Source organism: Desertimonas flava (assembly GCF_003426815.1).
GTDB classification, from domain to species: Bacteria; Actinomycetota; Acidimicrobiia; order Acidimicrobiales; family Ilumatobacteraceae; genus Desertimonas; species Desertimonas flava.
The window spans coordinates 16,687-31,751 of record NZ_QKYK01000021.1 but is presented as its reverse complement, the minus strand read 5'-3'; the positions used below and the strand labels follow the sequence as shown (position 1 = coordinate 31,751).

Sequence of the window (15,065 nt, the reverse complement as noted above, 5' to 3'; positions counted from 1 at the left end):
CCTCTCGACTCGTCGAGGACCACCATGACCAACGCCGCTTGTTCCCGCATCGGGTGTTTGCCCGATGCGCCGTCGGCGCAACGGCTCGCGGTGGGATCAGCCGACGAGGTCGTGCTGCATGGCGAACAAGGTCGCGGCCGCCCGGGAACGGACATCTGCCTTGACATAGATGTGTTCGATGTGAGCGCCCACGGTCTTGACCGAGACGCGCAGCGCGCTGGCGATCTGTCGGTTGGTGAGACCGCGCGCGAGCAGGCCCAGCACCTCGCGTTCTCGCTCGGTGAGGCCCGCCGGGCGATCGTTCCGCGTCCGCGGTGCCTCGAGTCCGGCTGCCTCGAGAACCGAGTGCACGTCGCGCCGGCCGAGTGCCCCGGCGTCAGCGAGGGTGGCCAGTTCGGCGGCCGCGCCCGCCGTCTGGCGTGGATCGTCGATCGCCGCGATCTCGTCGAACAGGACGGCGCACGCGAGCAGCCCGGAAACCCGGCCCTGGTCTCCGATCAGCCCGAACGGGTAGCCCGAGCCGTCCCACCGCTCGTGATGCTGGCCGGCGACCAGCGCGACGCGCCCGAGGCCCACACAGCGACCGAGCACCCTCGCGCTCCAGTGTGGATGGAGCCGCACCAACTCCGATTCCGCATCGCCTGCTCGCACTCCGCCCCGCCAGACACCCACTGGTACCGCGACCATCCCGACGTCGTGGACGAGCGCGGCCCGGACCAGGTCCTCGGCCTCGTCGCCGTCGAGACCGGCGACCTCCGCCGCCGCAGACGCGAGTCGGGCGACCCGCCGGGCGTGTCCGGTGCGCTCGGGCAGTTTCAGATCCGCATAGTCACCGAGGGCGGCGAATGCCCGGCGCAATGGCGGACCCGAGAGCCACCGCACCGCTCCCGGCTCCCGGTCCAGAACCGCTTGCCAGAGCCCGCCGCCGAGGTCGCACAGACGGTCGACGCCGACGCCGAGCGCGGCGTCGATCACCGCCGGGTCGTAGGCGCGGCCCCGCCGCTGCGCGAGAACCTGGCGGGCGGCGTCGTGTCCGGTCTCGCGAGCCCACAGCTCGATGTCACGGGCCACGATGGAGACACGGATCGAGACGGGGATGTCGTCGCCGGCGAGCCCCGCTGGTACGCCACGTCCGTCCCACCGCGCGTAGGCGGCCTCGAGCGCCGTCGGAACGCGTTCGGGCAGGCTCATCTCCGTCGCCAGACGGGCTCCGACCTCGCAGTGCGCGCTCAGCAGTCGCTCACCGCCCTTCGGGTCGGTCAGCGCCCTCGCCAGCGTGCGCAGGCGCCGCGGCCACCGCTGGCCGGAGCCGACGAGACGGACCATCCGCGCGATCTCCTCCCGTGGCGAGCCCATCGCCACAGGAGCCATGCCGGCCAGGAACCGGACGTCGTCGCCGCCGGCCATCGCCGCCAGCTCCCCAGCGTCGGCCGTGCAGCCGAGGAAGCGCAGCAACGACACGTAGAACACCTCACCACGGGCCGCCGCATCGAGGTCCAGCGCATCGGCCAGCCGCATCGCCACGAGGCACGCGCGCAGGCCGTGCTCGGTCGGCTGCCCGGTCCCCAGGTCGGTGAACAGCGACGTCGCCGCACACAACTCGGCCAAGCGCACACGCTCCACGACGAAACGCTAACGACATGGCGACGGCCCCGAATCGTGAGCTTCTCTCTCCGCTGGTCGTGTCGCCATCATGCCGGCTCGACGCGATGTGCCTGGAGCTCACCGATCGGATCGCTGCCGATCACGTGCGAGGGGCGGACGTGACGTCCCAGGGGGTCGGAATCTCGGGTCGGTAGCTGCAGTACGTACCGGTGTTGACGGCATGCGTCAGGTGGGCGCCGAGCTGGGGATGGAGCTTGGCGACCTGGCGGAGCGTGGCCTTCACGCGGTGCGTCACAGCGGAGCGGGCGCGTTCGGCGGAACCGCCTGCACGCCGGGTACGCCCACCGTGGCCGGTCGCCGCGGAAAGGTGTTCGATCAGTTGATCGAGCTCGGCCTGATGACGGTACGCACGCTCGAAGTCCGAGTTGGCCTCCGCCTCGTCGATGTCGCCCTGCAGGTCGCGGATCCGCTGCTCGTAGCGGCGGCGAGCCGTGGCGTCGATCGTCTCACCGGTCGACGGCTCCTGGACCGTCGCCCCGGCGAGGTCGAGGCAGTGCACTTCGGCTCCGTCCGCCTGGATCAGGCGCACGATGTTGGCCAGCCCCTTCGTCGCTCGAACTGCGACGGTCCGGCCGAGGTAGGCGAACTCCCAGACGTCGCCCAGCTGCCTGATCGAGGCCGGCTGCGCGGCGACCGCGGCAGTGGCTCGCGCCGGTGCGGCCGCGGCTCCGGTGGCTCGCAAGTCGTCGACGACGTGCCGGACGGTCGCGACCACGGCGTGTCGTGGCCACGGCTCGGTCGACGTGGCCGGCAGCGGCACCAACTCGTAGTGTGCGGCGACCAGCGTGGTGATCGGTAGGGCGCGAGCCGTGGACGTGAGGCGTTCCCACGACGGGTGGCCACACCGGTAGGCGGCTGCTGCGGCGACGTCGGCGAGCAGGCGGAGGTTCGACAACGCACCCCGACGCACCAGCTCGTCGGTCAGCTCGCCGATCGTCGCGACGGCGTCGTCGAAGCGACCTTCGAGCAGGTCGGCGAATGCCCGCGAGCGCACGCCGACAGCGATGCCGATCGGATAGTCGATGCCACGGGCTTCCCCCAGCGCCTGGTCGATCACAGCCCGAGCGGCTGTCACATCGCTGCGGAGCAGAATCCAGCCGAGTGAGGTGCGGGCCCAGCTGGTGCTGACGACCGACGCCATCTCCTCGGCTCGTTCGAGCACGGCTCTGACCTCGTCGATGGCCTGGTCGACGTCGCCGAGGTCCGCGGTGACCAGTGCCGCCGCGACGTCGAGCTCGAGGGCCATCGCCGTCATCCCGAGCCGATGCCCGATGCTGGAGCCCGCCCGGAAGGCGGTGAGCGCGCCCTCGTGGTCGCGCAACGCTCGGCGGGCCTGCCCGAGCGAGCGGCGCAGCGTGATCGACGCGACGCTGGGCCGCTCCTCGGCGGCGATCGCCGCCTCGGTGAGTTGGACGGCCACGGCAGGGTGACCCGTCGCGTACTCGGCCGTGGCCAGAGCAGCCACCGTGCGGGCGGCGGCCGACGAGCCGTCGGCCGGCCACCGACGCAGCGTCCGGCGGCACAGCCCCACGATGTCGTCGGCGTGGCCCTGATGGACGATGGCCCACAAGATCCCGCAGAGCCGATAGGCGCGGTCGGGGGTCTCGTCATGGGCGATCACGTGAGACAGCGCCTCGGCCATGTCGAAGTACTCGGCCTCGAGGTCACGCACGAGCGTGGGCCGCCAGGTCGAGGTGGAACCTTCGAGCATGGTCCGGACCGACGCGAGGACGTGCTCGACGAACTGGTCGTACGCCAGCTCGAGCGTGCCGTCTCGCCGTAGCTGCTCGATCCCGAAGCGGCGGATCGTGTCGAGCAGGCGGTACCCGGTGGTGGTCGACCGCTCGTCGATCACGACGAGAGACGCGTTGACGAGCTCGTCGAGATCCGTGTCGAACGCCACGGGATCGACGGCGATCGCGCGCCCGCCTTCCGCGGTGAACGGGCCGGTGAACACGGCGAGGCGTTCGAGCAGCCGAGCCGGGCCCGGAGCGAGCAGATCGTGGGACCACCGGATCGTCTCGGCGATGCTGCGATGCCGGGGGTCGCCACGAAAGCGCGGCCGCTCGAGCACGTCGATCGCCTCGTCGAGGCGGGCGACGATCTCGTTGACCGCCAGCGCGCGAGTTCGAGCGGCGGCGATCTCGATCGCCAACGGAAGTCCGTCGAGTCGCCGGCACAGCTCTGCAGCCACGTCGAGCTCGTCGTCGCTCACCTCGCCGCCGGCGTCGCGGACGCGTTGCCGGAACAACTGCACCGACGGCGATGCCGCCGGATCGCCATGGGGTGAGGGCAGGGCCAGGGGAGCGAGCGACACGATCGACTCGCCGGGGAGCTCCAGAGGAGCCCGGCTCGTCGCCACCACCACGGGTTGTCGACAGGAGCCGAGGATCTGGGCGACGGTCACGGCACAGGCGTCGAGCACGTGCTCGCAGTTGTCCACGATGAGCATCATCGGACGCTCGCTCGGCGAGCTCAGCAAGGCATCGAACGAGTCGAAGCCGAGCTGCGCCGCCAGCGCCCCGCGGACCGCCTCGTCGTCGTCGATCCGGGCCAGGTCGACCTCGTTCACGCCGAGTGGGTACACCGACTCGACGCGCGCCGCGAGCGCCCGGGCCAGCGCGGTCTTGCCCACACCCCCCGGACCCACGATGGTGACGAGGCGGTTGGTCTTCGTCCGCCTCTCGACCTCGTCGAGCTCCGCCTCACGGCCGACGAGAACCCCCGACAGCATGCGGTCACCATATGCCAGGGTTCCGGCGTCGTTCAGCGGAGATCGCCGCGGAGGCCGTGACTCCGACCTCACGACGTGAGTCCTCTCCTCACGCCGACCGGGTCAGGCGTCGACGAACGACGTGCCGACCGAAAGGCTCCCCAATGACTGCAACGACACTTCCCCAGCTGACCTCCGCCCGACCGTTCCTGACCGATGGTGGTCTCGAGACGACACTCGTCTACGTCAACGAGATCGACTTGCCCGACTTCGCCGCGTTTCCACTGCTCGATTCGGACGAAGGACGCGGCGCCATGCGGAGCTACTACGACCCCTACCTGGACCTTGCCGAGGATCAGGGTGTGGGCTTCGTGTTCGACACCCCCACCTGGCGCGCCAGTCTCGACTGGGGCGCACGCCGGGGCTTCGACGCGATTCGGCTCGCCGCGATCAACCGGCGCGCCGTGGAGTTCGTGGCCGCTCTCGCCGCTGAACGTCCTGGTCTCCAGGCCATCGTGAACGGTGTGATCGGCCCGCGCGGCGACGGTTACATCGTCGGCTCCGCGATGTCTGCCGCCGAGGCGGCCGCGCACCACGGTCTGCAGGCCAGGGCGTTCGCCGAAGCCGGCGCGGAGATGATCAGCGCCGTCACGATGACGTACGCCGACGAGGCGATCGGGATCACTCGGGCTGCCGATGCGGTGTCGCTCCCCGCCGTCATCTCGCTGACCGTCGAGACGGACGGACGCTTGCCGTCCGGTCAGACGCTCGGCGACGCGATCGCCCAGATCGACACGGCCGCGCCAACGGCACCGGCCTACTACATGGTCAACTGCGCGCATCCCACTCACTTCATCGACCACCTCGACGCGTCGGCCGGGTGGGCCGGCCGCATCCGGGGGGTGCGGGCCAACGCCTCGACGATGAGCCATGCAGAGCTCGACGCGGCCACTGAGCTCGATCGCGGCGACATCGCAGAACTGGCCGACACCTATGCGCAGTTGGACGAGGTGCTCGACCTCCGGGTGATCGGCGGTTGCTGTGGCACCGACCACGAGCACGTCCGCACGGTCTACGACCGGCTCGCCGGCGGCCGCGTCGGGCGCTGAGCGTGGCGGGCGGCGGGGCGGTCGGGCGATGTTCAAGCGGGTCATCGTTCGCCGGCCAGGTTCAACGCGTCAGGAACGAGGCGATCGCCATCGTCACGGTTCGCTCGGCCGCGACGGCGGGGTCCCAGCGGTGGGCCCGGCGCATGTGGAGGTACGTCCACGCGACGCAGTTCGCGAGCAAGGTCGCATCGGGCATCGGATCGCCCGCGGTGAGCGAGCCGTCGGTCTGGCCGTCGCCGAGGAGTTTGGCGAATGGTTCGATGAACTCGAGGCTGGTCGTTCGTCCGGGTCGACCGGGAAGGTCGCGAGGCGGCACCCCGAACATGGCCGTCATGATTCCGGTGTGCCGCTCGCAGACCTCGCAGAGGATGGTGAGAGCTGATCGGAGGCGTTCGGAGGCAGGCTCCGATGAGGTGAGCATCGGCCACAGCGAGCTGCGGAGGTCGTCGCTCGCCCGGGCGAGGACCGCAACGATGTAGTCGTCCACCGTCGCCCCGCGACGGTGGACCGTCACGCGCGACACTCCGGCCGCCTCGGCGATCGCGCTGAGCGTGAGGCCGACGGCGCCCGCGGCGTCGAGCACGTTGGCGGCGGCATCGATCAGGTGGGGGTCGAGTTGCAGGTTTGGTTCGGGGGGACGCATCGGCGATGACAATATCATGTTGCATGGATGATACATGGATGTATCATCATCCTGACTCTTACGTTTCAGCACGTACGGTGGGGCCGGACCCAGAAGGGCTTCTATGAGAACCAGCACGATGGAGACCGACGTTCGTGTTCACCCAGGCGGGTGGTCGGCGGACGTCAGCGGCCGGTCGCAGGGCCGAACGGATGTCGGCGTGGAGGTTCGGACCCCGGCCGACGAGTGGGAGTGGCGGCAGGCCTCCGCCCTACTGCACGACTTTGCCGAGTGGGTCCGCGGCGTCGCCGGCGTCGATCTGAGCGCAGAGCAGCCATCCTTCGCCCGGGAGCTCGACGACCTGGAGGCGGTGTACACGGCGGACGACGCCGACATGTTCGTCGCCGTCGAGCGCGGGCTCGCCGTCGGGATCGTCGCCGCTCGCTACCACCGGGACCGCTCGGCCGAGCTGAAGCGGATGTACGTCCGTCGAATGGCTCGCGGCAAGGGGATCGCCGACCGGCTCGCCTCGGAGGTGGTGAACGCCGCCGCATCGCGTGGTTGCGCCAGCGTCTGGCTCGAGACGCTTCCCGGGCCGATGGATCCGGCGATCGGCGTGTACCACCGGTGCGGCTTCGTCCAGACGCGACGTCGCGGCACGCTCGACCGCGCCGGCATCATCGTCATGGAGCGCTCGGTCGACGGCAAGGCCGGGCAGCCGTGACCGCCATCGAACTGCGGCTGGCGCAGCGCGATGACCTGCCGGAGCTGGAGAGGTTGGCGTCGGCTGCGATCGATCGCCTCCTCAGACCGTTCCTCGACGAGTTGCAGTTGGCGGCCAGTTCGGCGATCATGGGCATCGACGCCAAGCTGATCGACGACGGCACCTACGTCGTCGCCGAGTGCGCCGGCACAGCGGTCGGGTGCGGAGGGTGGAGCCGACGGCGCACGCTGTACGGCGGCAACCACGTCGCCGGACGAGATGACGGTTCGCTCGACCCACGCCTCGAGGCAGCCCGTGTCCGGGCCATGTACACCCATCCCGACGCCGCTCGGCGCGGCATCGGGCGACGCATCCTCGAGTGGTGTGAGGAGGCGGCCGCCGGTGAGGGCTTCGGCCGGCTCGAGCTGGTGGCCACGATGGCCGGCGCTCCTCTCTACGCGGCGGCCGGATTCGGCGTCGACTCGTCCTTCGACGACACCTCGACCGGCGTCGCCATTCCGCTGTTGCGGATGTCCAAGGCGATCGGGCGCAGCCGTCGGCATCACCCGGACCGAAGGCGCCGGGGCGCCCTGACCATCTCCTGGTCGCCCCATTAGGGCAGACCCGCTGGATCTTCGTGGAGCTGGGGGGAATCGAACCCCCGTCCATCAGCCGGTGGACGAACCCGCTACGACCGTTCCCGTCACTGGAGCTGACGCTGCCCCTCCGGCGGGTCGGATGACGATCGGTATCGCTACCTCACGTCAGCGCCGGGTCTTTCCCCGGGGCCAGTGGTCTTTCTCACCGTCAGTGGTCTTTCCCACCGTCATCTTCCGCTTCTGTTGCCGGGCTGCGGGAGATTGGCCCCGTGTGGCATTTCTGCTCACGATGTCTCTTCACTCACCTGAGATCAGGCGGCGAGAGCGAACTGCTCATCGGCAATTCTTTTGGTTGCCCCGTTTAGCGAGTCTGAGCAACTCGGGTCGCGTTCTCGCCCCTCGTTACTGACGTCGAATCCTGTCAGCCCCGTTGGGTGAGCACATTCAGCCTACGTGCACTTCCTTCCAGAAAGCGACGTAGTTGCTGTAGTCCTTGCCGACCACATCGAGCGACGCCGGGATCGGCTCGGGGTAGCTCCACGCCCGGTCGGGGAGCGTCTCGTCGCCGTTGCCGGTGCGGACGTCGAAGTACTGGCAGTCGCCTTTCCAGGAGCAGTGGTACGGGGTCGTGCTCGCGTGGAGGACGCCGTCGGTCACCGAGTCGGGCGGGAAGTACGCATTGCCCTCGATCAGGATGATCTCGTCGTCGGGAGCGTCGGCCAGCACCAATCCGTTCAGCGTTGCCTGCATGCCTTGTGCCAACGTTGGCGACGTGGCCCGGCATTCCCTTACCATCGCCGTCGCCCAGCCGGCGTGCATCGCCGGCGACGTGGCGACGAATGCCCAGGCACATGCCGAGGCCGTGCGGTCGGCTGGTGCCCGGGTCGTCGTGTTCCCCGAGATGTCACTGACGGGTTACGAGCTGGCAGCCGCCGTGGTGGATGTCGACGACTCCCGCCTGAGGCCGCTCCTTGCCGCCTGCGTGGAGTCGGGCACGCTGGCCCTGGCCGGCGCAGCAGTGGTCGGACCCGACGGCAACGGACGCTCGATCGGCACCCTCGGGTTCGATCCCGGCGGATCGGTCGCGGTCGTGTACCGCAAGCTGTGGCTCGGCCCGAGCGAGGTCGATGCCGGCTTCGAGCCAGGCACGACTCCCGTGGCGATCGACATCGACGGCTGGCGGCTCGGCCTGGCCATCTGCAAGGACACCCGGCACCCGGAGCACTCGACGGCCACGGCAGCGCTCGGCATCGACGTCTATGTGGCCGGCATCGTGCACGGCGCCGACGAGCCCGACGAGCACGAGATCCGTGCCCGGCGGGTCATCGCCGACCACGGCGTCGCCGTCGCCACCGCCAGCTTCGCCGGACCGACCGGCGGCGGCTACGACGACACGGCCGGCAACTCGGCGATCTGGGCAGCCGACGGCACCGAGCTGGCCCGGGCCGGAACGCGCCCCGGTGAGATCGCCGTCGCCACGCTCACCGTGTCGCCGTGAGTTCGAGGCTCAGGCGCCGTACTTGCGCTGGCGGCCGAGCGCCCGCTCGATCTCGCGCTTCGAGTCCCGCTCGGCGATCGCCTGGCGCTTGTCGGCCTTCTGGCGACCCTTCGCCAACGCCAGTTCCACCTTGGCCCGGCCGTCCTTGAAATAGAGGCTGAGCGGGACCAGCGTCAGCTGCTCGCCGACGACGCGCGCCTGGAGGCGGTCGATCTCGCTGCGATGGAGCAACAGTTTGCGACGACGCTCCGGCACGTGCGATCCGAACCCCTGGGCGAAGGCGTACGGGGCGATGTGGACGCCTTCGAGCCACGCCTCGCCATCGGAGATGCGGGCGTAGGCGTCGGCGAGCTGCACCAGGCCGTGGCGCAGGCTCTTCACCTCGCTGCCGCTGAGCACCATGCCCGCCTCGACGGTGTCGAGGATGGCGTAGGTGTGGCGGGCGCGCCGGTTGCTGGCGATCACGCGGTTCGCCGCATCCGCCTTCGTAGCGCCCTTCGCCTTCGTGCTCGACTTCGCCATGACCGGGCGAACCCTACCGGCGCCGTCCCGGGCTGACCGCCGCCGGTTCGACCGGTCTGCGCTGGCGGCGGGCGTTAGCGTTCGGCGGGTGCTGGAGCTGCCGCAGGCCGTCATCGACGAGATCGCCGCCCTCGCCTACGAGGCGTATCCGTACGAGTGCTGCGGCCTGATCGCCGCCGCGCCGGGGCCCGACACGGCGTCGGCCACCGTCAGCCGCTTCTACCGCTGCCGCAACGCGGCCGAGTCGGCCAAGGTCTACACGATCGACCCGATGGACCACCTGCGATCGGAACGCGACGCCGAGGCCAACGGCTGGGACATCGTGGGAGTGGTGCACAGCCACACCCACACCGAGCCGTACCCGAGCCCTACCGACATCGGCCAGGCCCCGGACCCGGGCTGGCACTACGTCATCGTCAGCCTCAAGCGGGAGAGCCCGGAGCTGCGCAGCTACCGGATCGTGGACGGCGCCGTGACCGAGGAAGCCGTCGTCGTCGCCGGGTAGGGCGATGGTGGCAGTCCAGAGGTTCGGGACGCCGAACGTCCGAGTAGAATCCTGACGTACCGGATCGGAGTAGTAGCTGATCCCTGGACTCCTCGGAGGAGGTGGCGCGGATGTTGGGACTGGCCACGATCAACGACAGCGTCCTCGACCTCATCGGCAACACGCCGATGGTGGACGTCTCCAACCTGTCACCCCATCGCGACGTGCGCATCCTCGCCAAGCTCGAGAGCCAGAACCCGTTCGGGTCGGTGAAGGACCGCATCGCCAAGAACATGATCGAGGACGCCGAGAAGTCCGGTCGCCTCCACCCCGGCCAGACCATCCTCGAACCGTCGTCGGGCAACACCGGCATCGCCCTGGCCGCCATCGCCCGCCTCAAGGGCTATCCGATCAAGATCCTCCTGCCGTCGAACGTGTCGATCGAGCGTCGCCAGATGCTCGAGGTGTTCGGCGCCGAGATCATCCTCACGCCCGGCGAGGAGGGGTCGAACGGCGCCGTGCGGAGGGCCCACGAGCTGGCCGCCGAGCATCCCGAGTGGTGCTTCATCTACCAATACGGCAACGACGCCAACCCCCGGGCCCACTACGAGGGGACCGGCCCCGAGATCTGGCGGGACTGCCCCGACATCACCCACTTCGTCGCCGGCCTCGGCACGAGCGGCACGCTGATGGGCACGGGACGGTTCCTCAAGGAGCGCAATCCCGACATCAAGATCGTCGCCATCGAGCCGCCGCAGGGCGAGCGCGTCGAAGGGCTGCGCAGTCTCGCCGACGGCTACATCCCGCCGGTCTTCGACGAGTGGAACGGGGCCGAGCTGCTCGACCGCAAGCGGGTGGTGCGGCCTCGCGAGTCGATCGAGTGGACCCGCCGGCTCGTCGCCGAGTGCGGCGTGTTCGCCGGGCTGTCGGCCGGTGCCGCCCTCGCCGGCGCCGTGAAGGTGGCCACCGAGCTGGCCGCGGCGGGGGAGAGTGGGACGATCGTGTTCATCGTGTCCGACGGCGGGTGGAAGTACCTGTCGACCGGCGCCTACACCGACGACCTCGACGCCGCCGCAGCCTCGGCCGAGCAGGTCATCTACTTCTAGCGCTGCTCGTCGGGCCGGCTCTCGCTTCTGCTGGAGCAGGAACGCCGTGCCACGGCCTTTGCGCGCCAGCAGAACATCGGGCGGCGTTCTGGTGGAGCAGGAAGGCTGTGCGACGGCCTTTGTGCTCCAGCAGAAGGTCGGGGCGACGTGCGGCGGGTGTCGAGCGGATGAGGGCGGCGGCGAGGGAGTGGTTCGCCGGCTCTTGCGTCTGCTGGAGCCACAAGGCCGTGTCGTGGCCTTTGTGCTCCAGCAGAACATCGGGCGGCGTTCTGGTGGAGCAGGAAGGCTGTGCGACGGCCTTTGTGCTCCAGCAGAGTGACCGACGAGCCACGTGGCGTGCCCGGTCTGAGCGAGGGGGCGGCCGTAGTATCTCGGCCAGTGAGCGACCGTGGCGAACCCGATCCCACCGAGGGCTACCCCAGCATCTGGGAACAACCTCCTTCCGGCAGCACGCCACCGGTGCCGCCCGCGCCCGGGGGTGAGCCCACCCAAGCGATGTACGGCGGCCCGGCGGGTGAGCCCACGGCCGTGAACCCCCAGGCCGGCGCCGGCCTCGGCGGCGGGGGAGACGAGCCGCCGTTGCCGCCCGACGGTGACTGGCTCTACGAGCCGGAGTACGAACCGCCGCCCGGCCCGTGGTGGTCGCAGCCCGGCGCCATCGTGGCCATCGCTGCGGGAGCCGCAGCTGTCGTGCTCGGCATCATCGCCCTCGTCGTGTTCACCGGCGGTGACAGCGACAACACCGGCCCCAGCCTGCCCGAGCAGGGCAACACCACCACCTCGGCGCCCCGGCAGACCTCGGAGGTGGTGCTCACCACCACCACCCGGCCCCCGACGCAGCCGTCGATCACGGTCGACCAGAACACGCCGCTGCCGACGTCGGTGACCACGCAGCCGCAGCCGACCAACCCGCCCGCCACGACCGCTGCACCCACGACGGCAGCCCCCACCACAACCGCGGCGCCGGCCACCACCACGACGACGGTGGCGCCCACGACGACCGTGGAACGCACCACGACGACCGAGGCCACGACGACCACGACCGAAGCGCCCGAGACGACGGAGCCGCCCACCACGACGACCGAGGCGCCCGAGACGACGGAGCCGCCCACCACGACCACCGAGGCGCCCGAAACCACCGAGGCGCCCACGACGACCGAGCCACCGACGACGACCGAGGCGCCCACGACGACCGAGGCCACCACGACGACCGAGGCGCCCACCACGACCACGACGACGACGACCGAGCCGCCCACCACCACGACGTCCACGACGTCCACGACGACGTCGACGACGTCGACGACGACCACGACGACGTCCACCACGACGACGACCGTGGCGCCGACCCGTCCGGTCACCGAGATCGTGGGTGGCGACATCGCCCGGATCGCCACGGACTGCTCGCTGTCGCTCGGCAACACGTTCTTCGCTCCCCCCCAGGCGACGTTCCTCGCCGCGGTGCAGCCGGACGCCACTCAACCGCCGAACTGCGAACTGGCCGGCACCATCATCAACACGCACACCCTCGGCGGTTCGCTCTCGCCCGAGCAGCTGGCGCCGCCGCAGACGATCGAGGATCTGATCTTCGACGGCGCCGGCAACGTCACCGGCCCGAGCGGCACGCCGATGCCGTTCACCGAGGTCGAGCACGCCACCGACGGCTGGGTCTACAGCGTCGGCAGTCTGCTCCTGACGCCGCCCTGATCGACCTGGTGTCATGCCTGCTCGAGCCCGGCGACCTAGAGTCGCCGGGCAGTGAGTGACGAAGGACCACTCGGGCCCTCGGGTCCCACCGATCCCACGGCGGAGTATCCGCCGTTCCCCAACGCCGATCCAGGTGGCGTTGGCGAGGGCGGCGCGGCCACCGGTAGCGACGTCGGCGGTGCCAGCGCGGGCGGTGGCGGTTCGGGCACCGGGGCAGGCGGCGACTGGGCGTACGACGCCGAGTACGAGCCGCCGCCCGGTGGCTGGTGGACACAGCCCGGTGCGTTGGTCGCCCTCGCCGCCGGTGCGGTGGCCGTGGTCCTGGGCGTGATCGCCCTCGTCGTGTTCACCGGTGACGACGACGGCGGAACCGGCAGCGACAACTCCGTGCCGTTGCCGACGGCGGTGTCCACCAGTTCGCCCGTGCAGCGCTCGACGTCCACGGGCCCCGGCCCTTCGTCCACGAATCCGCAGGCATCGATCACGGTGCCCCAGGTGCTGCCGACGTCGGTGACCACCCAGCCGGGACAGACCGAGGCGCCGACCACTCTGGCTCCCACGACCAGCGCGGCCACGACCACCACGACCACGACGCCCGCCACGACCACGACCACCACGTCGACCACGGTCGCCCCGACGACGACGACCACCACCACCACGATCGCCCCCACGACCACCGTCGAGCAGGCCGTGCCCACCGAGCCCGACGCCGAGACGACCGAGACGCCCGAGACGACCGAAGCGCCGACCACCACCACCACCACGACGACCGAACCGCCGACGACGACGACCGAACCGCCGACCACGACGACGACCGAACCGCCGACGACCACGACCGAGCCGCCGACGACGACCACGACCACGACGACGACGGAGCCGCCGGAGACGACCGAGGCGCCGGAGACGACCGAGGCGCCGGAGACGACCGAGCCGCCGACGACGACCACGACGACGACGGAGCCGCCGGAGACGACCGAGGTACCGGAGACGACGGAGCCGCCGACGACGACCACGACGACGACGGAGCCGCCGGAGACGACCGAGGTACCGGAGACGACGGAGCCGCCGACCACGACGACGACGACGGAGCCGCCGGAGACGACCGAGGTACCGGAGACGACGGAGCCGCCGACCACGACGACCACGACGACGACGACGGAGCCGCCGGAGAGGACCGAGGCGCCGGAGACCACGGAGCCGCCGACCACGACCACGACGACCACGGAAGCGCCGACGACGACCACGTCGACCACGACGACGACCACCGAGCCGCCGACGACCACCACGGAGGCGCCGACCACGACGACGTCGACGACCACGACGCTGCCGCCGACGACGACCACGGAACCGCCGACGACAACGACCGAGCCGCCGACGACGACGACGTCGACCACGACGACAACCACGACGCTGCCGCCGACGACGACCACGTCGACGACGACAACGACCGAGCCGCCGACCACGACGACGGAAGCGCCGACGACGACCACGTCCACCACCACCACCACCACGACGACGACGTTGCCGCCGACCACGACGCTGCCGCCGACGACGACCACGTCCACCACCACGACGACGACGTTGCCGCCGACCACGACCACGGAAGCACCGACGACGACGACCACGACGACGTTGCCGCCGACGACCACCACGACGACCACGACGACGTTGCCGCCGACCACGACGACCGAAGCTCCGACGACGACCACGTCGACCACGACCACCACGACGACGTTGCCGCCAACGACGACGACCGAAGCTCCGACGACGACCACGTCGACGACGACCACGACCACCACGACGACGACGTCGACCACGACGACGACCACGATTCCGGCCCCGACCGAGTCGGGGTGGGAGCTGATTCAGGCCGATCCGCAGCTCGCCACGTTCACCAGTGCCGTCACGGCGAGCCCGGAGGCGGTCGCCATCGTCGACGGCGATGCACCGGTCACCGTGTTCGCCCCGAACCAGGCCGCTCTGGCCGCCGATCCGAACTGGTCAGCGGTGGCGAGTGACCCTGACGCCGTGGCGGCGTTCGTGCGGGCCAACACGGTGAACGGCGCTTACACGCTCGCCGAGCTCTGCGCGGCGACCCCGCCGGTGAACAACCTCGACGGTGACCCGCTGGAGATCCTCCCGGCTCCGGGCGATCCCACAACGTGCACCATCAACGGCGTCACCGTCGTCGCGTCCCAGCAGGGGACCAACGGCTACGTGCACACCGTCAGTGCCCCGGTGGTGGCACCGACGCCGACGACCGAGCCGCCGGCGGGGACCGACGCACCGCCGACGTCGTGAACGCGAACGATCGGGAGGCCGGCCGCGACGGGATCCGTC

The 15,065-nt window shown here is 70.4% G+C and carries 14 protein-coding genes and 1 other RNA gene; 8 read left to right on the top strand and 7 right to left on the bottom strand.

Annotation, left to right across the window (positions count from 1 at the left end; all coding sequences use genetic code 11):
• Positions 1-96: 96 nt before the first annotated feature.
• Entirely contained in the window at positions 97-1,623 is a 1,527-nt protein-coding gene (locus DN771_RS30720) for an HD domain-containing phosphohydrolase (RefSeq protein WP_116999380.1), read from the bottom strand.
• Positions 1,624-1,744: 121 nt separating this feature from the next.
• A complete protein-coding gene (locus DN771_RS20260; RefSeq protein WP_116999379.1) occupies positions 1,745-4,399 on the bottom strand; it encodes an ATP-binding protein in 2,655 nt (884 codons plus the stop codon).
• 143 nt (positions 4,400-4,542) lie between these two features.
• Between DN771_RS20260 and DN771_RS20255 the strand changes: the two genes are divergently transcribed.
• Entirely contained in the window at positions 4,543-5,487 is a 945-nt protein-coding gene (locus tag DN771_RS20255) for a homocysteine S-methyltransferase family protein (protein ID WP_116999378.1), read from the top strand.
• 61 nt (positions 5,488-5,548) lie between these two features.
• Here the strand turns inward: DN771_RS20255 and DN771_RS20250 are convergent, their stop codons facing one another.
• Positions 5,549-6,130 (bottom strand): TetR/AcrR family transcriptional regulator, encoded by a 582-nt coding sequence (locus DN771_RS20250; protein ID WP_162942182.1) that lies wholly within the window; start codon positions 6,128-6,130, stop codon positions 5,549-5,551.
• Between the two features lie 199 nt (positions 6,131-6,329).
• Here DN771_RS20250 and DN771_RS20245 point away from each other — a divergent pair, with 199 nt between their 5' ends.
• Together DN771_RS20245 and DN771_RS20240 are read left to right on the top strand one after the other, a co-directional pair.
• Positions 6,330-6,833: a GNAT family N-acetyltransferase gene (locus tag DN771_RS20245; RefSeq protein ID WP_162942181.1), complete on the top strand. Its 504-nt coding sequence runs from the start codon at positions 6,330-6,332 to the stop codon at positions 6,831-6,833.
• Positions 6,830-7,429 carry a GNAT family N-acetyltransferase gene (locus DN771_RS20240; protein WP_116999375.1) on the top strand — a complete coding sequence of 200 codons (600 nt, stop codon included), beginning with the start codon at positions 6,830-6,832 and terminating at the stop codon, positions 7,427-7,429. The genes DN771_RS20245 and DN771_RS20240 overlap by 4 nt, the downstream gene beginning before the upstream one ends.
• Positions 7,430-7,447: 18 nt before the next feature.
• Here DN771_RS20240 and ssrA read toward each other — a convergent pair.
• Positions 7,448-7,840: a transfer-messenger RNA gene (ssrA, locus tag DN771_RS20235) on the bottom strand.
• A gap of 15 nt (positions 7,841-7,855) precedes the next feature.
• Positions 7,856-8,161, bottom strand: coding sequence for a DUF427 domain-containing protein (locus tag DN771_RS20230; protein ID WP_116999374.1), 306 nt, complete (start codon positions 8,159-8,161; stop codon positions 7,856-7,858).
• Between DN771_RS20230 and DN771_RS20225 the strand changes: the two genes are divergently transcribed.
• Positions 8,160-8,909 carry a carbon-nitrogen hydrolase family protein gene (locus tag DN771_RS20225; protein WP_116999373.1) on the top strand — a complete coding sequence of 250 codons (750 nt, stop codon included), beginning with the start codon at positions 8,160-8,162 and terminating at the stop codon, positions 8,907-8,909. The genes DN771_RS20230 and DN771_RS20225 overlap by 2 nt on opposite strands.
• Before the next feature lie 9 nt (positions 8,910-8,918).
• On the opposite strand, the gene smpB is transcribed toward DN771_RS20225, so the two are convergent.
• Positions 8,919-9,431 (bottom strand): SsrA-binding protein SmpB, encoded by a 513-nt coding sequence (gene smpB, locus DN771_RS20220; RefSeq protein WP_116999372.1) that lies wholly within the window; start codon positions 9,429-9,431, stop codon positions 8,919-8,921.
• Between the two features lie 88 nt (positions 9,432-9,519).
• Between smpB and DN771_RS20215 the strand changes: the two genes are divergently transcribed.
• The 3 genes from DN771_RS20215 to DN771_RS30135 all read left to right on the top strand — a co-directional run bounded on the left by DN771_RS20215 (position 9,520) and on the right by DN771_RS30135 (position 12,725).
• The gene (locus DN771_RS20215) at positions 9,520-9,936 is read left to right on the top strand and encodes a M67 family metallopeptidase (protein WP_162942180.1); all 417 of its coding nucleotides are present in this window, start codon (positions 9,520-9,522) and stop codon (positions 9,934-9,936) included.
• Between the two features lie 110 nt (positions 9,937-10,046).
• Entirely contained in the window at positions 10,047-11,021 is a 975-nt protein-coding gene (locus DN771_RS20210) for a PLP-dependent cysteine synthase family protein (protein WP_116999370.1), read from the top strand.
• Between the two features lie 378 nt (positions 11,022-11,399).
• Positions 11,400-12,725 carry a hypothetical protein gene (locus DN771_RS30135; RefSeq protein WP_193615392.1) on the top strand — a complete coding sequence of 442 codons (1,326 nt, stop codon included), beginning with the start codon at positions 11,400-11,402 and terminating at the stop codon, positions 12,723-12,725.
• Positions 12,726-12,760: 35 nt separating this feature from the next.
• Here the strand turns inward: DN771_RS30135 and DN771_RS30130 are convergent, their stop codons facing one another.
• Positions 12,761-14,542, bottom strand: coding sequence for a hypothetical protein (locus DN771_RS30130; protein WP_193615391.1), 1,782 nt, complete (start codon positions 14,540-14,542; stop codon positions 12,761-12,763).
• On the opposite strand from DN771_RS30130, the gene DN771_RS29695 reads away from it, so the two are divergent.
• Positions 14,460-15,026, top strand: a complete 567-nt coding sequence (locus DN771_RS29695; protein WP_162942178.1) for a fasciclin domain-containing protein — start codon at positions 14,460-14,462, stop codon at positions 15,024-15,026. The two genes, DN771_RS30130 and DN771_RS29695, sit on opposite strands and share 83 nt — an antisense overlap.
• Positions 15,027-15,065 lie beyond the last annotated feature (39 nt).